The following is a 22,357-nucleotide window of genomic DNA, read 5'->3' on the forward strand; positions in this document are numbered from 1 at the left end:
TAATCAGTTGAAGTGAGACTTAATCGGTAGTACACAATTGGTAAAGGATGCCACTCTTTATCTCATTGTTGTTTTTTACTGTGTTTTTCTTGGTGTTTTTCATCATCTTCCTCAGACTCATCTGGTGCAGTACGTTCGTGTTTTTTAGATTGACTTGATACAGGCTCCGGCGTCTTGCTTTTACTCTGAAAAAATTCCATCCAATTAGAATAAAATCCTGGTTTTTGTGGAGAGGTTACTTTTATCCGGACACCTGGGCCCCACATCGATCCTATATAGCTATTATCAGAGAGCATTGCCAATTCATCTAAAGTAAAAGGGCTATTACCGCCCACTTCTCCATAACTTTCGGCTTTGGTAGAAAAATGTTCCATGCACCGCTCATATATCATTTCATTGGGAATATTAACCCGTGAATAATGCGTTTTATTCATTGAGGCTATTTTTTCTTTAGATCGTAAAACCATTTCATACGCAGCTTTGTAATGACTATCCAACAAATAGGTTTGGAGATGAGGTAATCCTAGTTCTTTACCAAAACAAAGCAATAGAGAATTTAAAACAAAAGGAGAACGACAACTAAAACTAAATTGTTTTGAATCTAATGGATCATTGGAAGCGTGCATGGAATCCTCTACAGAATCCAATGTCATTTCCCAAAGACTTTGACCATATTTTGTTTTTACTGAAACCAACACTTCGAGTAATTGCACAAAGTTTAGTTTTTTTCCTGTTTTAAGATTTAAATCGATAACACCTTTTTCGATTGCGTGCGCAAATGCTTCAAGCAACAATCGATGGGAATAAGAACCATGTAACAGTACACGATCAATTTGCTTATTTTCAGTAAAGAGTTGGCCGCTTGAGATAACTCGGTCCGCTATCATGCTACTGACAAAACCAATAAATTTAACCACATAACCATTTTTATTCACATCACGGGAATTCTCATGCTTCAATAATAGCGAATCCAAAATCCTTGCCTTTTTTAAAGGTTGATAGGCATCTGGAGCACCTGGAATGAAGTTGCCTCTTCCTGCAATCAAATAAGGAGGACTATAAGTTGCTTGTGATGGAAAAACTTGACTTTCTTGCATTAATTTTCCCAGTTCACCATCTAAATCTTTGAGATGATCTACCACTTTCAATGGATCATAAGCAAAACCTATTAATTGGTTGGCAATGTTTGCTATCTCCTCAGCAGACATATCTTTTAATAAAGGTTCCGGGATATTTAAATCCTCCACCTTGACCTTTGGCGGTGGGTTTTTCGGTGCTTGAATCGTAATCTTTTCTTGCTCTACCTTAAAATCTGGCTTTACCATACATTTATCAAAAAAATCTGCACTCCTATAATTAGGATCTTGAGTTAATTTTTTTACCGCTATGGTCACAGTAATACCATTTGAATTGATCTCAGGCGAATACTTCCCATCAAAAGACATCATGACCTCGCTTTGTATAATAATCATATTAAGTATAGAATATGGTCATTTAATATGCAGATGCTTTCTCTGAGAGTTAAAAAGAATTTCCACAAGAAGTACTTAAGATGATTAATAAAGAAAAATGGGAGAAATTAGCTGAGTTCATGGCGAAACTTCATATTAATGAATCCGAGCTGATTGAGAAATTTATTATTGGCAGTGGTAAAGGGGGACAGAAACTACATAAAACTGCCTCCACGGTGTATTTGAAGCATACTCCCTCAGGATTGGAGATAAAATGCCAGGATTCAAGAAGTCGTGAAGATAATCGATATTTTGCCAGAATACGGCTTTGTGAAAAATTGCATTCGATATTGAGTGATGAGAAAACAAAAAAACAGCAAAAAATTGAAAAATTAAAACGTCAAAAGAAAAGACGTTCAAGACGAGCGAAACAAAAGATTTTAGATGAAAAATCCAGACAAAGTGCAACAAAAATGCTGAGGAAAAAACCTGATTGCCATGAATAAAGTGGTTATGAAATGAGTAAAACGAAAATAGTAAAGGGACTACCATTTAATTTGATAATATTCCCCTTCTACGAGCTGGGTAGTAGGTTTTTCTATTCTCTTTGAAATTTCATGACTTTTTATTAAAAACTTCACGTTCTCGTCAAGCGCTTGATGTTTTTTTTCAAAATCTTGATATTGCCCTTGATAGCTATCAAGCAGTTCTTTAAGTTTACTGTCATAGATCTCCTTTAATACAGATAAAACTTGATCATGAGCTCGGGTATCTTCTGATTTTCCTTTAAAAAAGGCTAAGCTACTTTGTGGAACAAAATTTTTAGGAGCCTTGATTAGATTCTTTTTAATTTGTAGGTATAAATCATTCAGTTGAGTCATTGCAATTAAAGGATTCTCATCAAGCGTTTTGTCCAATTTTTTCTTAAATGTTTTAGGATGATTTAAAATAGAATTTGCATCAGCCCCCTGAAGGAAGGTGGATGCAGAGGAAATATTCGGTTGAGCCCCTGCCTTTATCAATTTGACGCATAAATGATAAAAATGTTTCGATAGAGCAATATCTAACATGGTTTTTCCATGCATATCTTCTGTATTTAAATCAACTCGTTCCTTTAAAAGATAATTACTTAACGCCATAAAGTTGATTTCAGCATCTTCCGAATATCGAAATACATCAACAAGTGCATGATGCAATGGATTTCTCCCAGCAGGATTTCTTTTATGAAGTAAAGTGGGATCTCTAGATACAATTTCGTGTATCATAGGCACAGGAGAACGACCTATGGTTGCATGCAAAATATTATTTCCATCTCTATCCTCGTAGTCAACCTTTGCTCCCATTTTCAATAATAATTGCATCGATTTAACATCCTTCAATACCATTGCATTGTAGAGAGGAGGACATTGATTATCATTGAGTTGATTCACTAATGTTTTATCGTACTTCAATAGTCTTTTTATCAGTGCTTCTCTGTTTTCTTCTTGAGTATAAAAAACATAGTGTAGCGCTGTATATCCTCGCTCATCGGCTTTACTTGTATCAGCACCTTTTTCTAATAAATAATTAACTAGTCTTATATCCCCTCTTTGAACAGCCAACATTAATGGTGTAGCCTTATCTTTAGTTATCGGAGTATTAATGTCTATTCCAGTACCCTTATTCTGCAAAAATTGTTTGACTATACTTCTACTTCCTATACTAAGAGCAATATTGAAAACTTCTTTACTTGCAAGAAGGTCATGGTTTTTTTTAATAATTTTTTTAAATGTCTCTTTATCATTCCGCACCGATACTTCATCTAAAAGCTCTTTACTGATCTCTGCCCCAGAATCTAATAGTTTCTCAAATACATCCAGTTTGTGATTCTTATAGGCTAAAAATATGGCAGAAGAACCTCTGTTATCGGTTTCATTGATCTGAATCTCATCTGTGGATGTTAAGGCAACAACCAGCTCGGGATTTCCGTACTCCGCAGCATAATGAAATGCCGTTTTTCCCTGATTGTCTTTAGCGTTTAATATAGCAAGAGCATTCTTCTGAGATAGTATAACAGTTAATATTTTCCCCATTATCTGCATATTTCCAGATTCAGCAGCATAATGAAGGGCCGTTTTGCCATCGTAATCTTGTATTGATAAATCGGCTTTATTAGCAATTAACTCATCGACCATTGCCATATTGCCCACCATCACTGCTAAATGGATAGGAGCTTTACCTACATAAATTGGAGGCGCCCCCTGCTTGATGCATTTATTTATCTGAGCTTCATCACAATCACATACCAGCTCTTTGATATCACGTGGATCGCTCAAATAAATTGCCCCTCGATGAAGGGGATATTTCTTTTTTAATGAATCAACATACTCTCGCGAATTGTCGTATAGCCTTCCAATGTCTAAAAATGAAAAATCTATATCTCGAATCTCCTGGTAAGAAGGACTATTAAGCATCGCCATAAACTTCGCCTTATCTTCCAAAGTTTCACTATATCCATATAAAGAAATACCTTTTTTATTCTGCTCAATAATCTCCATTGTATTTAGAATCGCTTCTTTAATAACGACTACTAACTGATCAGCACTATATAAATCAAAGACATTAGGTTCATAAAAGGTAGCTGGGGGCAAACCCTGTTGCATTAAAAGAATATTTAATAAATTGTTTACAAAGGTTCTTCCATTGGCATCCTTAAAAGGATGCAACACTTCATATTGCCGGATATGCTTGGCAATAACGTACAGTTTTTCATCAAGGGTTTTTGCGGCTTTAATTTCCTTGTTATAAGATTGAGTAATTGCTTCCAGAAAAACATCAACTTTTTTTCTTACTGCTAGATAAAAGTGGTTTGTGTTACTGTGACCATGCGCACTCATATCTTCATATATTTTTTTAGCAAGCTCGGGTATTTTTTCAGGGGTCAAATCTTTAAAATAATCCAAATCAAAGCTAGGACCAAATGGGCCTGGATTTCCAGGACCGAATGATGCACCACCCTCAATTAGAAAAAATAGTTGGAGAAACTCTTCTATCCCTTTAATTGAGGCACGACATGCTGGAATACCAAATGATACAGGCTCATCTGTTCTGATTTCACCTGGGCTCTTATCTTCTAACGCCTCTACTTTCCGTCCGCACTTTTTATGTATTTCTTTAATTAAATCGACACTTAATTCAAATTCCTCGCCTTCTTTATAAACTTGCAGTGCAATCGAGCACAAACTCTCTAAAGCAGCATTAATTGAACCTCGCTCTCTTGATTCATAACCATGCCAACCCTTTTCTTTTGACCAAAAGCGTCCATCAACCAATAGTCTCCATATTTGTTCAGGGGGGTAGGATTTTAGAAAAAATAATCCAGGCAAGTTTGGCATAATTTTACTCATAAAGCACAATTATTATTTATAATAATAGCCCATAGTGCTTTAAATATATTCAAAGAATTCATATTTTATGTCATAATCCCTTCCTTCATTTGTTCATTTTTCTAAAGAAAAGTTTTGAAAAATACCTAAATGTAATCTATAGACGCGGGTTGACGAGATGTTGTCATGCTAGTAACCACTATCTCCAAAGATGGTTTATTATGATTTGAGCTACCCATATTGATTAATGAAGAGTAATGCTATGAGAGATAAAATTATCACCAACAAGAAAGTTATTTTTTCATATTCAGTGGCACAAGATCGCTCTAAAAAATTGTCTCGTTTTTTATCAGAAAGATTTTATTCGGTAAATCAAAGTCATAACAGTACAATTCTTATCGGCTCAAGCTTAGCTCATCAGGATCACGATATAGAATGTGATAAGATTCTTGATAGTTCGGGCGCATCCATTACTACTGACAAGAATGGTGTTATTAACGGTGCACGCATTGCAGTCACCGACGGCTTGGGTGGAGGCGCTGGAGATCAACAAGAAGATGAGGAGATACATAGAGTATCTCTGGCAACGTGTGAAGCATTTTTGGATAGTGATGAACATATAGATACAGCTCTCGTTTCAATTGGCAAATTAACTTCTGCAAGGGATAGAACCAATAAAGAGCGTGCTCATGCATCTATGGCAGCGTTTACCTATAAATACGAGCAAGGAAAAAAATACTCTGGTGAATTTGCAAATATTGGCGATGGATTAATTATTGTTCTAGATAAGCAATTTCATATCAAACACACCCTAAATGCACGCCATGTTTATCGGGGATTTAATGCATGGTCTCCATCATCTGTACAAATGTTTGCATCACCTACTAATAAAGATCGCGCTCTAATCCACAAAAAACTTGAGTTAAATGAAGGTGATATTGTCATTTCGATGACGGATGGTATATGGGGAGAGTTGGCCTCCCATTTGACTTCTGAAACAGAACAATACCGTGATATCAATATTGCTGCCCATTCATTCGAAGCCTTATTTGACCAATTAGGTGATTCTCCATACCCTTCTTCATTCGATATAGCTCAAATCATAACCACTCACGCGATGTCCCAAAGCTTACAACGCAGACAAATCTTAGTAGAATTACTTCTTGAACTCGAAGAACAACACTTTCAAGAAAAATCGATAACAACCATCAGTGAAGTATTCGCTTACTTAGATAAAACAAGTAATCCCAAAATAGCTGATACCTTAAAAAGCATTTTGTTTAAGCAAGGTTTAAATGATGGGATAGTTTATTTTGAAAATATCGAGATTCCACTTGCTGTAGTGATGCGCGATTTAAAAAGTCGTACTGTTGGGGACTGTGCCACAATCAATGTCGTTCGAATTCCTTATCATTTAGATGAGCTCATACGATGTTTTATAAATCATCCTGAAAAACGACAAGCCTTATCGCAGCAATTTGAGACGACGATTCAATCCGAGGCAGACTTAGAAGAGGCATTTAAGCGTCTTTCTCTTGAAGTCATACAATCTGAAGTTGATTCCAGGCTTTCTGATGTGCATTTTCAACCGGCATTTAAAAAAGAAACTCTTGATAAAACCCATAGCCTCTTAACTCACTATTTTCGATTATCTAGTCTCATAGACCAGAAAATGGATTATCATAAATTGTTATCTCATTTAAATGCATACCTCACTAAAGAAACATCTCTTGAAAAAAATGATATTGAATTGTTACTATCGATGCTAGACAGCAAAATTAAACCCAAAAAAGGAATTTTTCATACATTACTTGGGGAAAATCACAACAAACTCTATAAATCATTTTATAAACAAATCGAATTACACTTTTTAAGTAATCAATCAGATAATACGCATCAATTGAATTAGTTGTAGTCTTGGTAAAGCGACTCAGTGCCTTTTAAAACTCTTCTTATCAGTAAATTAAAGTATCAATTTCGCCCAAGATGGGCCAAATACACCTTTTCGGTGCATGAGGCCTAAACAAATGCGATACATCTTATGCAACATAAGTCAGGTTAAACATGACCCCATTCGTATAGAAGTGATTTAGGGTTAGACCATCCCCCATTGTTTGATCCGGGGCACGCCCCAGACGACTTTTACCCCAATCAGCAAATTCATACCCCACTCCAACTTGCCAATTCTGATTCAATGCTTTTTGTACTCCCGCTCCCACAGTATATGTAAATGCTGTTTGGGTATGGGATGTAAAATCCGGATTTTCTATAGCCTCAAAAATTTTGGGCTCATTGTTAAATGCATGAGCGTCATTAAAACCCACACCAATACTGCCACTCACCCAAGGCATCACGATGAATCCCATATCTGCCAATAACTTTCCTTTTAATGCAATATGAGAATGCTGGATTTTATAATTGTAAGTGTAGTTGTCAAATTCGGGATCGGCATCATCCCAAATGTCCCCTGAAAGACGAGCATTAGTGGTTGCAGCAACGGCGAAGCCTAATTGTCCCAAAAGTTTAGGAGTGATTGACCGTTGCAAGCCCAAAAACACTTCAAAATCTGCAAGAGCGTTGTTGGTATCGTCAGCATCATAAGTTTTTTCAATATCAGGGGCCAAAAAAAAGGTTTGGGTCTCACCACCAGTCGGCCATACTGGACCAATACTTAATGCAGCAACGTAATTAAAGCGGGAAATAGGTTCACCCATGGTTCCCGCTACTCCACTACTACTTAAAAGGCTCGCTAATAATCCTAATAAATAAGACTGTTTTCTCATCTCAACTCCTTGTATGCTTAAACTGATTGATTCAATGCATAGTACGTTTTTATTTTTTTACGGGAACGAAACAGGTATCAACAGTTACGCCCCCTGGTATATTTGCTGGATTGTAAAGTGCAAGGTTATCCCCTATATCTGCATTGTTGTCAAAAAATTCATTCGAAGCAACACAAGAATGAGCGAGGTTCACAGCGAATGGAGTTCCTACACTACCCCCAACTAATATTGCCCCTCCTCGATTATCTTCTTCCATTGGCTTTTTCAAGGCTGTATTTCCGGTAAAAAGATTATCAAAAATTTGAGTGTTCCCAGAAAACTCCACTGCAATTGCACCACCTCCAGGTGCCATAGCGGTTACCGTAGAACTTCCGGCACTAAAAATATTGGCAACTAAGTTAAAGAAAAATAAAGGTGAAACTGCACCTGCAGGAACTCCTATAATGGCATTATCTAGAAATTTGTTATTAGAAATTTGCGCTTGTGTCTGAATTGAAGAATTAAATATGGCATTCCCATAATTTGAGGCAAAGATTCCCCCACCTTCCAACTGTGCTTTATTATCGAGAAATGTCGATCCGGTTACTGCTGTTGCAATCGAATCCAAGTAAATTGCCCCACCAACACCTCCAGTATTGTTGTTAAATTCAGAGTTCATAATCTTAGCTTGTGAACCTGGATTAGGAAGGATTCCAAAAACATTAATAGCACCTCCCCCAAATGCAGCGGCAACATTACTTGTAAACTTGGAGTTCCCAACATTTAAAAAATAAGGGGTCCCATCATTAAAAGGGATGTGAAAAAAAATAGCTCCACCCCCAAAACCTGTAAGAGTCGTTAAATTTTGCATAAAAGTGCTATCAGAGACTGATAAATTGGTATTGATCACACCAACAGCCCCCCCACTTGCATCTGGAACTGGTCCATTGAGTACGTTATTTTTGAATTGACTTGCTGAAATAATAACATCACCTGCATCTTTACTACGAATCGCGCCACCATTACGAAAAGCAATATTTTGTTCGAATTCGCTTGAAGTGATAGTATAAGCAGCGTCAATTAAATTTTCCAAAGCGCCCCCACTTCCCCCTGGAAATAAGGCACTGTTATTAACAAATCTGGATTTTTTGATATGAATTGCAGTATCCGTATCTATAGCTGCTACAGCACCCCCACCTGAAGCCAGTACGAGAAATTCTCCAGCAAGAATTTCCGATACTGTTGCATTAACGCCATCACTGATATTTTGCTCAAAAACCACATGATTGAGTTCAACTGTTGAGCCATAGCGTGCCAAAAGCCCCCCGCCCGCAGCATGCTCATAGTCTAAACTCTCAAGTATATTATGAGTTCCCAAAACTCCATTATCTGGACCGTTTGCATAGCCACCTCTAATAATGAGGCCGTCAAGCTTAACATTTTTCACTCCTGCGCCAGGAGGAACATCACTTCCGGCCATAAGCACATGCCACACTCTATCATTGCTACTAACAGGTACATAGGGTGTAAGACAGGTTGACGTCATATCCCCACATAAAATTGTAGGATGAAGTGTTGCATTTCTTTGTGCCCGTTCCGTTTCAACCCCGGAAAATCCTCCATATATTGCGGTATCACTCGGTAACTCAAAGGTTCTTAGCTTAGGGGTATTAACGCCATAAGCACCACCAATTATTCCTTGTGGAGCATATACTCGAGAAGGCTTATAAACTCCTTTCGCCAACCAAATTTCGACAGCACCTGGGTCTGCGTCAGCAGCTTCGAGTGCGGACTCTAAATTATTAAATGCATTGGCCCAGTTACTTCCATTCCCATTAGTTGCTTTATTGCCGTTAACATACAATACCGTTGCACTTCCTTTAATAATATTCAAAATCTCTGGAGCATTGGGTTGATAACACTGCAAGCGATTGCCTTGATTACAAACGACTGGACCTCCAGATATGTTGCCGGTTAAGTCACTGCCATTCACTTGCAACGTCAAGGTACATGATTGTTTAGAGCGTAATGTAAAAGGACTGTTGCAATTTCCTGTACCTGAGGTGATCTGGTTGATACCGACAATAGAATTCATGATTAAGGTATGTGTTTTTTTTGATTGATTGGTAATGGTGTATTTCACTAAAGCAGTACCTGTTGGACTCACAGTCAACTTAGGTGGAAAATTTACATCTGATGAAAAGGTCCATAAAGGGCTAACTGTCGATACTGAATTGATAGAATCAGTACCGGCAATGGCACTAAAACTTAGAATATTTAAAGATAAAATGAAAAAAAAAGGATATCTTTTCAATTAATGCTCCTTGCACCAAAAAGTTATCGATTATAATAAAAGAGTGGTTGAAATAAAGAATGGTCGGTAGTTGTTATAACACCCATGATCGTAAGACGGCTTGGAGCATCTAAGCATAAAATTATATAAATATCAATAAACTAACTTGGATACGTTTTTATAAAGTTCATTGCAAAAGTTCCTATTATTTTAAAGTAAGATGAAAATCTTCAGCCACATCACGAGGCGAAAATCCGTCTCTATATTTAAAATGTTCACAAATGTGGATGACAATAATATAGGTTCCTTGTTTGGTTTTTTTTAAAATCCATGTATGCGTTAAATCCGCGATGAGTTGTTGACTGTAAGCTGCCGGTGATTGCCAAATTCGAGCATACCAAACTCCTTTTGTACTCAAAGTAATTTGATCGTCTTGAGCTTCGCTTTTAATGAGTTCACATTCAAATTTTTGATCAAAATAGATGAGTTTGCCTATCTGGTGATCAGCAAAACCCGCAATCCCCTTAAAAACTATATCACTGCCACGCAAAGTAATAATTAAATTTTCTGGATCAACAATCGTTAAAAAATCGGAGATTGGCGCCCGTGAAGCATTTAAATGATTAAACTGTTCAACAACTTTAAACGCCTCTTTTTCATCATGTTTTGCTTTATTCATCAATTCATCACCTCTTTTGGTTTTATTGTAGAACAGTCATATAAAAAATCCATCATCTAATGAACATGAGCTGCAGAAAAACTTTTCTAGAACAAATAATGATATTGAGAAACTATAAATTTATCTTAGGCTATCTTTTTTGAGGACAGTTAAACCTGTCCTCATTTTTTATCATGAATAAGGTATTACATCTTATGTGCGATATCTAAAATCATATAAGCACCTGCTGTCGACAATGACTTGTGAACCAGTCGACAATTAAACCCTTTAAAAAAAGCACTGATGCCATGATTCTTATAGATTTGTGATGCGACCTCCCCAATGGTTTGCTTGGTTTGATTAGTACAAGCCTGTTGGTTGCTCTTAATCACATCAAGGGGTGTGGTTGCAAAAGTTACCGGTGCTGAAGCAGCGGTTGCCCAAAAAATCGTTGATAGGAACGTTTGTTTTTCACGCCTGGTTTTAATTGCATGGTAGGTCATGAATAAATAAAACCAACTTGGAAATGCTTTTGCCTGTGTTGCGCCACTTCCGACAAAAAAACCGGATAATCCTCTTTGCTGATAAATGCTCTTCATCGCTTGAATTGGAGTTACTGGTTTATTCTGACTCGCAATAGTTTTCATTTGTACTGTTTTAATATTCTCAAGCGGACTAACAACTAAGGTATCAAAAGTACTCGCAATGGAGGCTTTGACTAAACTTCCAACCACCATAGGAAATTGCAATTTATCAACCTCCTTTGGCATATGAGTAATCAGGAGAGGTCGGTATATTACTTTTCCTTGTTGACGAACAACGCAAGATAAAAAACCTGTGGAAAAATGGTTTAAATTTGCCCCCAAAAATTGTTTGGTTACTGAATAAGGACTTTGAGAAAGATTGGTTTGAATTGCAACTTTCAATCGTTCCGCTGGATGCCCTATTAACGTAGTAAATCCTGTATAACTCATACTAAAAGCATAAGCATCCCAAAGCGTCTTTTTTTCTTTTTTTTCTTGCCCCATAAAACACCCTTCTGCTAACAAAAAGGCGCAAATAATAACACATAGATCATTTTAGAGGCATTTTATTTTTCGCTTCCCAAATTTAACAGATAAATAGAAACTATTTTATCCCTTTAATTCACTCTTTGAAAAATATAAATGTGGTAAATTCGGATGACATTATTTAGTATTGTTTCCCTGTTGAAAATTAAATTTGTAAGAAACAATCTTTGTAAAAAGAAAAATACGTTTCATAAATAAGAATATTTTCAATGTTATTTCTTATTTTGAGTTTATTACTACTAAAAAAGGACATTAGAGTAAAATGAATCAATTCATAATGGCAAATACTTTATTTTTGATGTTGAATCAGGCCATTGCAGGTAATCCTATTCTTCATTCTTTAGATAAACCGTTCCCAACACAAATTTCCACACTAGGTGGCAGTGTCACGGCGACCTATACTTTTACGAATAATCTTCCCTTTGCATTTAAAAAACCATTTCAGGTGACACCAATGCTTTGCGCCTCTGCAACTCAAGAATGCACTGCTCGTGAAGCCGAATTTAAATACCAGGATCAATGCACAGGTAAAAAATTACAGCCTAAAGAAAGCTGTACCTACAGCATTACTTTAACGCCAAATAGCATTGGCAGGAAAACCGTCATGGTGGCATACGGTGGGTATGACAATAATGTGGTGCACGTTCAACCTGCATTAACAACCCTTGCTACAAGCAGTCCCGCTGGTCTTCTCGGTACCGCCAACTTTCCTTCAGCACAACCTTTGCCAAGCCAAGGATTTGCAAATACGAACTATACAGTAACCTTTACGTTTACCAATTATGATGCATCAACAGTCAGTTTTACTCAGCAAATCACTCAAAATAACAATCCAAACCACCCCAATTTCTTAATAACGAGCAACAGCTGCATTCCCTCAGGCACAACTGGAACTTTGGCAAGCGGCGGGCAATGCAGTATTACGGGTATTTTCAATGCACCAACTAATGGCTCATTTACGTTGGCAGCTCAATTAATTGGTAACCTAAGTTCCAATACGCTCAGTACATCAACCAGCATACAATCCGTTTCATTCAATCAACTCATCGGTGTTGATTATAATCCTAACCACTATACCAATAACTATCCCTTTAATTTTCATGATGTTTTTTATACTGGGACACTCAATAACCCTGCAGCAACTAATGTGTATGCAGAGCTACAACAATTGCAAAATGCAGGGTTTACCACCGTGCGATCCTATCAAACAGAGCCCTATAGTTGGATAGATATTATTAACCAAGCCAATGCTTTAGGGATGAAGGTGATTTATGAGGCGGTGATTCCGCAACTCCCTAGCGACACCAATTATCCAGGGTGTCCATTAGGTGCGCAAAATTATATTCCCTGTGCACAAGCCACATTAAATGCGGTTATTCAAGCAGTTACTCCTGCCGTGTTCAACAATACAGTCATTCTTGTCTTTGCTGGCCATGAAAACTATTGTAATGCGGGCAATACCGTTCCACCATGCACGGGAACTTCCAATGTGACTTATTTAACGACCGCGGTGTCGACTCTGCAAGCGACACTGGCCGCACAGGGAGTGACAACTCCGGTAGGTTCCGCAGTCCTTAGTGGAAGTTTAGTTACCCCGAGCCCGGCAATTTCTGCGGATATGCAAACACTGATTAACTCTTATTCGCCAACTGCTCCATTAGCCTTCGACCCATATCCATTTCAATTCGGGGTATCCCCAGCAACCGCTGCGGTATGGACGCCACCATTAAGTTCAACAGTCCAACCCACTAATTCACTCGCCTGGGATTACATCCAGGTTGTCGGTTCAACAACACCTCCTGCTTTACCGGCAGCTAATCCTCAACCATTTTACACTGCTGGTCGTGTCTTATTATCAGCAGAAACAGGCTGGGCAACAGCAGGAACTACCACGGGGTATGCATGTAATTCCCCAGGCCCATGTGCTCCGTCCGTGGCTAATGCGTCTGCCTATTTCCAAACGCTTTATCAACTCGGTACCAGTAATTTTCTACAAACATCCGGATATAATATAGGAGTTCTTGCATTTGAGGCCTATGATGAACCCGCAAAAGCAGGTCCTACAGCAGAGCAAAATTATGGTCTGTTTGACTCGGGTTGTAATCAAAAAGGCGCAGGACTGGTTCCCAACAATACGATAGTGTCCGCTACGGGATGTCAGGGATTTACTAACGGTACTCTACTCTCCATATTTGGGACTACCCCGCCGACTCAAGCCTCGTTTACGGTGCAAATTACCTATCCATCAGGACAACATCCAACAATAAATGCGACAATACCGGCTAATTCTGGCCTATCGCCCAATATCAGTTCGGTAACTCCATGGCCGCAATTCCTGGTTTATCAAGGGGCTCAAATTACAGTTTCTTCAGCGACAAGTGGACAATCGTGTACCACTACAGCCACCGCCGTTACTGCATCCCCATCTTCAATTACTTTTGGGCCAGTAACCTGTCAAAATCCTCCTCCCAGCAGTATGGGGTGTTTTGGCTTGGGTTGCCAATTATCAAATCCTTTTTAAAATAGGGATTTGAGTAGGATAAAAATTTTAAATTTTTAGATAAGAACATTTCAAAAGTGTCGGGCTAAGGCCCGATACACCCATTATGACGACACCCCGCAAATAAGCTACCAAACGGAATAATTTATTCTATTAATAGGCAGATGACTCAATTCTCGTCGTTGCTCCTTCATCATTTATTACCGAACCAGTATGAGCAAATAAATAACAATTGGGAATAAACTTGACCAATCCACACAAAATGATGTATTATTGATCCACTTGATTAATTTACAAGCATTTATAAGTGAGATAACAACATGCAAATGAAACTTTTTAAACAACAACCTATTCCTAAAACCAGTCAAGAAGCTTTTGATATATTAAGCTGCTCGTATGATCTAGATGATATTCAGAGTATTTTTTTTAATTTTAAGCAATTAGTAAGTATCAGGAAAAGTGTTTTGACTTCTCATGCTCTTCCAAACTCAACTGTACCCGATAATCAAGCATTTATCATCGATTTGGAGGCTCGCATTAATAGACTTCAAACAGCTGTGGCTGAAGGTAAACCTTATCCAACTTTATATGGCGACGTTTGTAAAGTAAAAGAAGGTCTGGGAGTAATTTTAGGATATTATCAATCTCAGATTAAAAAAGATCAACCAATTGCAAGCAGCTTCGTACGAGATGCTCAAAGTCGTTCGAGTCAAATTACAGCTTTAGCATCTGAAGTTGCAGGTGATGAGCACCCCTTCCTTAATAAAATAGATTCAAGGATGTTAACCAAATACACAATTAATTATTGTGCAACGGATATTATGCAAGATGATGTAGCAACAATTGCAGAGATTGTTCAAAAACCTTATTTAGCTGATCATAGTGATGATCCAAAATTTTCCTATATCTCGTAACATGTAATTAGTGAGAAGTATCAAAATATCTTTTTGGTACTTCTTAAACCAAGGAAGAATTTGTTTCTATCCTTAAGTCTTTCGTAACACAGCCAGGTACAAATTGAGTATGCTTAAAAAAAATTTGATATTTTTTCTTTGTTTCACACTCTTCTTTCCCTTAAAGTTTGCCAACGCGAGTCCAGAAGCAGTTAAACAAAAAATTAATCAAACAGTTACTGTTTTTATGCAGCATCACCATGTCCCTGGATTAGCATTAGCAGTACTCAAAGACGGTAAACCATTTCTTATCAAAGGATATGGCTATGCCAATATCGAAACTAAAGATCCGGTTAACACCAAGACCTTATTTGGTATCGGCTCCGTTTCCAAAGTGATCACTGCTTTTGCACTTATGACTTTAGTACAGGAAGGGAAAGTGAATCTAAATCACTCCGTCTTGGACTATGTACCCAAAGCACCACAGAAATGGCGGAATGTCACTATTCGACAATTGCTGTCGCACTCTAGCGGTATTCCCCAGCATCGTGGCCCCCATCTCCCATGGATTAAAGTTTGGAACAACCTGGCTAAAAAGCCCATGCAGTTTCAACCGGGATCGGCAATTACTTATAATAATTTTGCCTTTGCTGTATTAGGGCGAGTCATTGAAAATGTAAGCCATCAAACGTTAATCAATTACTTTTCCAATACCCTTTTTAACCCTTTGGGAATGAACGACACAGGCTTGCCTAATGCACTCTTTCCTGCAAATTTAGCAACCGGATATCGATCAGGAGCTGGCAAAATGATTCCCAGCCCGAATCAAAAACCATGGCAACAAATGGGAGGTTCAGGTGGGATCGTGTCGAACATCAGTGATATGGCAAAATGGGACAATGCGATGTCTGCAGGAAAAATATTAACCCCAGCGGCGTACCAGCAAATGTGGACACCCATTTTTTTGAACGATGGTCAACCTGCAGGTCATAAAAATTGGGCTTGGTCTTTAGGATGGCAAATTGCCTCAATTGATGGCAAACGGATTGCATTTAAAAATGGGGCGATAAGAGGATATAGTAGTTGGATAGAGCGTCATCTTGATGATAAGGTAAGTATTATCATTCTCACCAATACCAATCATGTCCCTTTGAGACGTCTTGCTAAGCGCATTTTCATTCAGGTGATGAATGGTTCAAAATAGGGTCTACCTACATCCTTGATGTCAAGGAGCGCGAGAGCAACTAAAAAGTTTTGCCTCCAAATCCATAGTGCCGATTAGGTGTTTTGATATCATTCATTTTTTTCAATTCAGTCAGTTGTTGTATTGCCTGAGTTCTTTGTAAACTGTAATCAATCGTCGTATAACGTAGATGATGTGCTGCCCCTACTTTCAATATTTGTGCGTCACAAAAATTTAAATTCTGCATAATATCACCATGAAGCGTGATTTTTTTATCTACAGAGGCACTACTCAATTGCTCTTCTGCCATTTTTCTGGTGCATTTAATGGCGCAGATAATCGAGCTGGGCAACACTTGAAAAGCGATTGCTTCATAGGCATGAAGTGGCCAACCCGCACTCAGCGTCATTGAGGACTTAAAAAAATCATTAATATTTCTTGTTTGCACCGTTTGCAGTTCATTTAAATCAACCACAATTTCTTTATTGTCAGTTGGAGTATCTTGCGTTCGTGATAAATGCACTTCTCCATCCCCCGATCCAACATATTCTATTTGGGTAAAATCTGGAAGCGCAATAGCATAGATATAAGTCTCTTCATTATCGAGCGGAAAAATAGCTGCGCTTTCAATTTTGGTGCTCATGCAAATGCATACCGCAGGATCTGCATCAACCGCTTTATCATCAATTCCTCGATCATTAATGTATCCTCGAGACTTAATTGCCTCTTTCCACCAATCCTTACCATAAGCTTTGATTCTTGGAACGAAGCCTTCTTTAAAAATGAGCTCAGGTGGTCTGCTGTCTGAACGAAAGTAAATTCGTCCCTGCACCGCAGAAGGTGCGCTTTTCTTATGCAATAGCTCAGTAAATAACATGATGATCTCTTTGCTAAAATAATTACTTTATCTTTTCATGATTTCAAAATATGTAATGTATTGCTACCCCTATATTGATAGCTGCAATATATATTTACTTATTGAATAAAAAAATCCCTTAGCTACAATAGTCTTTTTTTTCAGGCAATCATCATGGGATTTTATTTTAATACCTTTAGACAACAACAAGGCGATGCAGCTTACAACGAACAAAAATATGAAGAGGCATATAAGCATTATTCAGAAGCATTAAAAACTTTGCAATTTCATGCTGCTTCTAATGGTTCTCGACATAACGATTTTTATGATGCTTTAGTTTATGTACTTTCGGAAATAGTGCATACCAAACTGATGCTCATCCGTCGTGAGGCAGATAATTTGAACTTCGATGCTGTGGCTCATTATTGGGATGATATTCCCAGTATGGTGCATGAAATGGAATTGGTTTATAAAGAACATGTTATAGGACTATCTCAGTCCAATAGTAATAAAGATCAAGTAGTCAGGCGCGTTAATAAATTGCTTGCAACAGTTTGCGAGGAAGTAAGTGATGCGTTAGTCGATCAACTCGATGAAAAGGAGCAAACGACGCTTATTGAATCCCAAGATGCACTATCAAAAGCGGTTCAGTGGATGAATAGAGCGATTGATTTTCAGATAAAAATAGAAGGACATCCTTACCTACCCAGTAGTCTAGGCTATTTAAACTTACTTGAACGTCAATATAAAGAAACCGGAAATAGGGATAGCCTTCAAATGATGTCCGAATATATTGATAAGCAGAAACTCTTGGAGTTGACCATTGAATCAGCCCTGGAGAAACTCGAGCTACTTAGTTACGTTGTAAGAATAGCTCTTGTTAATGGCCAGAATGTCGATGCCCTGACCCACGAGTGTCAAACCCTTTATACCAAACTCGATGAGGAAGAAAAAGAAAATGACATTTTGGATGACTTGCGTGCTTTAATTCAATTAATCCCTCAAGAGGAAGAGGAAAACGAATATGATGATCAATTGAATGCCTCGGAGAATGAAGAGACAAGCATGGATCAATCACTGGTTGATTTAAGCATAGATGGATTTAACACGGGAGATTCTTTTACAGACCTCGCAAGTGATATGCTTGTTGACTCTCAGCCTCATCAGAATCAGGATACCCCTCCTTCTTTATTAACGAACCTGGGACCTTTATATCCATTCATGATGCAAAATGATTCAACAAGCCGGGTCAGAGTGACTCAACCCTATGGTCTCGTCGTACAACAGGGATTTTTTGCTCCCTCTTCATATCCCTCTCAACAATTAGGGGATGAAATGCCTTATAGTCGCGCCCTGCAATTGGCATTAAAAAAAATAGTCACTCACTCGAACCAGCCGAGATTTTTAGCGAACATAGTGTCTCTTATAGCAGATTTCTTTTGTAGATTTAGGGCTGATGGAATTCAAAAACAAAATGCGATTGTATTAGCTTTCGATCTCTATCAACACGTAATTAAAATAGATCCTGAGCATCATAGGGCTATTGAAAAATTAAAGGAGTTATCCTCCAACCACCAACCGTTGATTGGTTCATATCAGCACTTCAGTAAACCTCCAAGCCCTATACCAACATCGATCCAATTATCAGGAGCAAAAAATCGTTTTTATCAGGCAATAGAAGAATTAACCATTCAATTAGAATGTCTTTTAATGGATGATAAAGATAAAATTCAAGAAGCGATAAACAACATAATCGACTTTATCGGAGAAAAATTAACCAGTGGAGCAATAACCAGACTTCCAAGTCCGGAAATAAAAGAGCTTCTTATACAAACTTATTGGGAGGAGCTTCAAGAATCAATACCTAATTCTATGAATATGAAAAGGATTCGCTAATTATTAAAACCTTATGCTCAAAACTGGAAAACATAGAATCATTTATTATGGCTGTAAGCGATTACTCTATCTTTGCCTGCCAGTTTTGCAGCATAAAGTGCAAGATCCGCAGCCTTTATTATTTCATCAATAGAAGCACCATGTTTTAGTGCTTCTGCAACACCGATTGAAATAGTAATGTGATTCAACGGATTGCCTTTAAAGTAAATTGATATATTTTTTATCTTTTCACGAAGCTCTTCCATTTTACTCACAGCATTGTTTAAGGTAGTGTTCAACAAGACGATAACAAACTCTTCTCCACCGAAACGTACAGAAATGTCCGTTTCACGGAGACTGTCTTTTAACAACTTTCCTATGGCTTTGAGTATCTCATCGCCCGCTAAATGACTGTAAGTATCATTAAATTTCTTGAAATTATCGATATCCAACATCGCAACGCATAATGTCTTTTTTTCCCGAGCAATTCGAATTAATTCCCGTGACAAAATGTCATTTAAATAACGTCGATTGTATAAATTGGTTAATGGATCATGTAATGACAACTCGCTCAATGATACGCGCAGGTTAATATTAGCAATGGCAAGCTTGACAATATTTCCAAAGGAATTGGCCATGTCTTGTTGATGGCGTGTTAACTTTCTGTCTTTTGGTGCGATGAGATGGATAACACCTATCAACTCATTTTGTACCAAAAGCGGTAACGCCATATATCCACCTTGAGGGGGGGTATTATAATGGGCACAAGGCACTGATTTATTGGGATCATCCACTACATTAGTGGCGGCCTCACGGATTGAAAAGCAATCCATAGGCAAGAATATATCAGGTAATAATTGTTCTTTTCCCCACTGAACTACTGTTTCCATTTGCATGATCGTTTTATTGTAAATTGATAACCCCCCACTTAAGTCAGCAAATAAATCTTGAGCAATTAAATGGATTCGTGGGTAAGCTTCTTCTGCGGTAATGCAAATTTGTAGTGAGCGGTTCAATTTATTTAATAAACTTTCATCATGTTCTAGCAGCTTCAATTCATTTAACATTTCCATCGTTTTTTCATTCAACTGTCGCATTTTTTCTTCATTTTGTATGCGATCACTTACATCCTTCATTTGCATAATAAAATTGATTGGCTCTCCCTGTTCATCACGGATTAGACTCGAGCTGACCATCCCCCAGATAATACTTCCGTCCTTTCGAATATAACGTTTTTCCATATGTGAAATACGCAATTTGCCTTGGAGAAGTTTATTCATGGCATCTCGAGTCATCGAGACGTCATCAGGATACGTAATTTCCAGCATATTTTTTTTAAGTAATTCTTCATCACTGTAACCCAAGATTTCTTGCAGTGTACGATTGGCATGAATACATTTTCCTTCAGGTGAAACAATGGCCATGCCAATTGGTGCATTTTCAATAGTATTGCGGAAGCTCTCTTCACTGCGTCTTAAATCAGATAAAAGATTTGAGCTGTATATTTCCAGGTAAATTGATTTCGTTAAAAATTGATTTACTTGTGTCGTGGCATAGAGCACTGTAACCACAAAAAGCAATACCGCCATCAGTAAAATCAATGATAGTGAGGGAGCAATAGATACCGATAAAAACATCAAGAACAACGAAATGGGTATCATAAAAGCGATGTAGGCGCTGTGAATAGTCAACAATTTAGGCGCAGGTGCTGAAAGAAGACCAACGAGATAAACAAAAATTGCCATGCGATGCATCGGATCATCGATATAGAGGAACAGCGATCCTCCTAAAGCCCATAAAATACCCGATTGGAAATTATTCGCTATAAAATATTTTTTCCAAAAAGATGGGTGAAATAACCCATCCTGCTTTTTTCGACGATAATAATGAAATAAAAATAAACTTCTCAGTAGATGATTGAATATGAACATCAACAAGACCCATATAACAATTGGAAGCTTATTATTAACCTGAGGCCAAACAAGAGCGGCAAAAATTATAGTTGCAAAAAAATCAGCAATAATTAAAACATAAAATTTTTTATATGCTTCGGTTATAAGCTTATTTTCTATTTGCTCGCTCGTAATGCCCGGGAAATCCATCTCACCCTTAATTATTTATCAATTATTAAGATAATAGTATGTATTTACAAAATATCCAAAATTCCCCCCGAGCATTCTTTACAGTTTTGTTATAAAATTGACGATTATGAAATAATGCCTTACCTTAAAGAGGCGTGGTATCCGTTCTCACACGGGTGCAGCAATCTCTTATCCACTTTACAAGGAGCGTCCAATGTTAATTAAATTGATGCTTGGAGTTCGTCAATTTCAAGATGAATCGTTTAAACAAATGAAGGATATTTTTCAGCGATTGAGTTTAGGACAAGACCCTGAAATTCTATTTATTACTTGTTCGGATTCACGCCTGTTGCCAAATCTTTTGACACAAACGAAACCTGGTGATTTATTTTTCATCCGCAATGTAGGGAATATTATTCCACCCGCTCATGTTCCTTCAAGCGAAGCAGCAGCGCTGATGTTTGCCCTAAGTGAACTTCATAGCATCAAAGACATCATTATTTGTGGCCACTCACATTGTGGCGCGATGAAAGGACTTTTATCTCCTAATCCAGAGGCATATCATCCTGCAGTGGCCTCATGGCTTAATCATTCACATTCTGTCTTGAAAAGAATCAATGACTCGAAAGAATCCTATAACGATAATTTCGCTTTAAAAGTACGACAAGCCACTATGCTTAATGTTTTGGCTCAGATGGACCATTTAAAATCATATCCAATCATTGCTGAAAAACTGAGTCGTAAAGAACTCACAATTCATGGCTGGTTCTATGAGTTTGAGACTGGTGAAGTACTGGTTTACGAACCACAATATAATGAATTCTTGCCACTGGAAAAAGCCTTAACTTTGGCTGTCTCGGCGCGAAGGGATAAAATTATTGAGCAGGTAGTAATGAGCCATCTGGAGCCTTTAACCAAACCTCAGACAGCTGAACAATATAAGAAGTTAATGCACCTCTTTTTACTCCTTGAGAACGATTTAAAACCTATCTGGCAAGCAATAAAAAAAGAACTTACCCCAAAATTATGGGAAGAATTAGGAGGATTATATTCCAGTATTGAGGATCCACGATTCAACGATATGCTAGAACAAGGTTGTCAATTTAAGTTACCTCATCTAAAAGATTTTCAAAAAAATGTAATAGAGTCCGCAGGCTATCAGCACTATATGAGACAGATGATGCGCCATTCATTCTTTATGCAATCAACTCCTTTGATACAATCAATTCCAAAAGAAATTTCAGAATCAATTTGTAATTCGTTTACCTTCAATCATTAAACATTCAGGCCAGAATAACCTGGTCTTTATTGCTGATAGAATTTTTACAGAGTCATCATCCAAATTCTTAATGCCTGTTTCTTAAATGGAA

General features: G+C 37.7%; 15 protein-coding genes. 7 read left to right on the forward strand and 8 right to left on the reverse strand.

The annotated features are described in order from the left end of the window. Positions 1 to 62 precede the first annotated feature (62 nt). Positions 63 to 1,448, reverse strand: a complete 1,386-nt coding sequence (locus EL022_RS13830; protein ID WP_126325225.1) for a hypothetical protein — start codon at positions 1,446 to 1,448, stop codon at positions 63 to 65. Positions 1,449 to 1,552: 104 nt separating this feature from the next. On the opposite strand from EL022_RS13830, the gene EL022_RS13835 reads away from it, so the two are divergent. After that, positions 1,553 to 1,957: a peptide chain release factor family protein gene (locus EL022_RS13835; protein WP_028380014.1), complete on the forward strand. Its 405-nt coding sequence runs from the start codon at positions 1,553 to 1,555 to the stop codon at positions 1,955 to 1,957. A gap of 39 nt (positions 1,958 to 1,996) precedes the next feature. On the opposite strand, the gene ankX is transcribed toward EL022_RS13835, so the two are convergent. Then, a complete protein-coding gene (gene ankX / locus EL022_RS13840) occupies positions 1,997 to 4,825 on the reverse strand; it encodes a Dot/Icm T4SS effector AnkN/AnkX/LegA8 (protein WP_028380013.1) in 2,829 nt (942 codons plus the stop codon). A 253-nt stretch (positions 4,826 to 5,078) separates the two neighbouring features. Between ankX and EL022_RS13845 the strand changes: the two genes are divergently transcribed. After that, complete coding sequence (locus EL022_RS13845; protein ID WP_028380012.1) at positions 5,079 to 6,725, forward strand: hypothetical protein; 1,647 nt, start codon at positions 5,079 to 5,081, stop codon at positions 6,723 to 6,725. A gap of 130 nt (positions 6,726 to 6,855) precedes the next feature. Here EL022_RS13845 and EL022_RS13850 read toward each other — a convergent pair whose 3' ends face one another. The 4 genes from EL022_RS13850 to EL022_RS13865 all read right to left on the reverse strand — a co-directional run bounded on the left by EL022_RS13850 (position 6,856) and on the right by EL022_RS13865 (position 11,557). Next, positions 6,856 to 7,599, reverse strand: a complete 744-nt coding sequence (locus EL022_RS13850) for an outer membrane protein (protein ID WP_028380011.1) — start codon at positions 7,597 to 7,599, stop codon at positions 6,856 to 6,858. A 49-nt stretch (positions 7,600 to 7,648) separates the two neighbouring features. After that, positions 7,649 to 9,892, reverse strand: a complete 2,244-nt coding sequence (locus tag EL022_RS13855; RefSeq protein ID WP_028380010.1) for a hypothetical protein — start codon at positions 9,890 to 9,892, stop codon at positions 7,649 to 7,651. Positions 9,893 to 10,076: 184 nt separating this feature from the next. Beyond that, positions 10,077 to 10,550: a hypothetical protein gene (locus EL022_RS13860; protein WP_028380009.1), complete on the reverse strand. Its 474-nt coding sequence runs from the start codon at positions 10,548 to 10,550 to the stop codon at positions 10,077 to 10,079. Positions 10,551 to 10,735: 185 nt separating this feature from the next. Continuing rightward, positions 10,736 to 11,557: an MC/SLC25 family protein gene (locus EL022_RS13865; RefSeq protein ID WP_028380008.1), complete on the reverse strand. Its 822-nt coding sequence runs from the start codon at positions 11,555 to 11,557 to the stop codon at positions 10,736 to 10,738. A 304-nt stretch (positions 11,558 to 11,861) separates the two neighbouring features. On the opposite strand from EL022_RS13865, the gene EL022_RS13870 reads away from it, so the two are divergent. From EL022_RS13870 to EL022_RS13880, 3 genes are all read left to right on the forward strand, one after another. Then, positions 11,862 to 14,120: a hypothetical protein gene (locus EL022_RS13870; protein WP_028380007.1), complete on the forward strand. Its 2,259-nt coding sequence runs from the start codon at positions 11,862 to 11,864 to the stop codon at positions 14,118 to 14,120. A 299-nt stretch (positions 14,121 to 14,419) separates the two neighbouring features. Beyond that, positions 14,420 to 15,013, forward strand: coding sequence for a hypothetical protein (locus tag EL022_RS13875; RefSeq protein WP_028380006.1), 594 nt, complete (start codon positions 14,420 to 14,422; stop codon positions 15,011 to 15,013). A gap of 109 nt (positions 15,014 to 15,122) precedes the next feature. Further along, positions 15,123 to 16,196 (forward strand): serine hydrolase domain-containing protein, encoded by a 1,074-nt coding sequence (locus tag EL022_RS13880; RefSeq protein ID WP_028380005.1) that lies wholly within the window; start codon positions 15,123 to 15,125, stop codon positions 16,194 to 16,196. A gap of 40 nt (positions 16,197 to 16,236) precedes the next feature. Here EL022_RS13880 and EL022_RS13885 read toward each other — a convergent pair whose 3' ends face one another. Further along, positions 16,237 to 17,052, reverse strand: a complete 816-nt coding sequence (locus EL022_RS13885) for a hypothetical protein (RefSeq protein WP_028380004.1) — start codon at positions 17,050 to 17,052, stop codon at positions 16,237 to 16,239. Between the two features lie 153 nt (positions 17,053 to 17,205). On the opposite strand from EL022_RS13885, the gene EL022_RS13890 reads away from it, so the two are divergent. After that, complete coding sequence (locus EL022_RS13890; protein ID WP_028380003.1) at positions 17,206 to 18,927, forward strand: hypothetical protein; 1,722 nt, start codon at positions 17,206 to 17,208, stop codon at positions 18,925 to 18,927. Between the two features lie 38 nt (positions 18,928 to 18,965). Here the strand turns inward: EL022_RS13890 and EL022_RS13895 are convergent, their stop codons facing one another. After that, positions 18,966 to 21,008 (reverse strand): GGDEF domain-containing protein, encoded by a 2,043-nt coding sequence (locus tag EL022_RS13895; protein ID WP_028380002.1) that lies wholly within the window; start codon positions 21,006 to 21,008, stop codon positions 18,966 to 18,968. 193 nt (positions 21,009 to 21,201) lie between these two features. Here EL022_RS13895 and EL022_RS13900 point away from each other — a divergent pair, with 193 nt between their 5' ends. Next, the gene (locus EL022_RS13900; RefSeq protein WP_028380001.1) at positions 21,202 to 22,266 is read left to right on the forward strand and encodes a carbonic anhydrase; all 1,065 of its coding nucleotides are present in this window, start codon (positions 21,202 to 21,204) and stop codon (positions 22,264 to 22,266) included. Positions 22,267 to 22,357: the final 91 nt, after the last annotated feature.

This window comes from Legionella cherrii, assembly GCF_900635815.1.
Classification (GTDB): Bacteria; Pseudomonadota; Gammaproteobacteria; order Legionellales; family Legionellaceae; genus Legionella; species Legionella cherrii.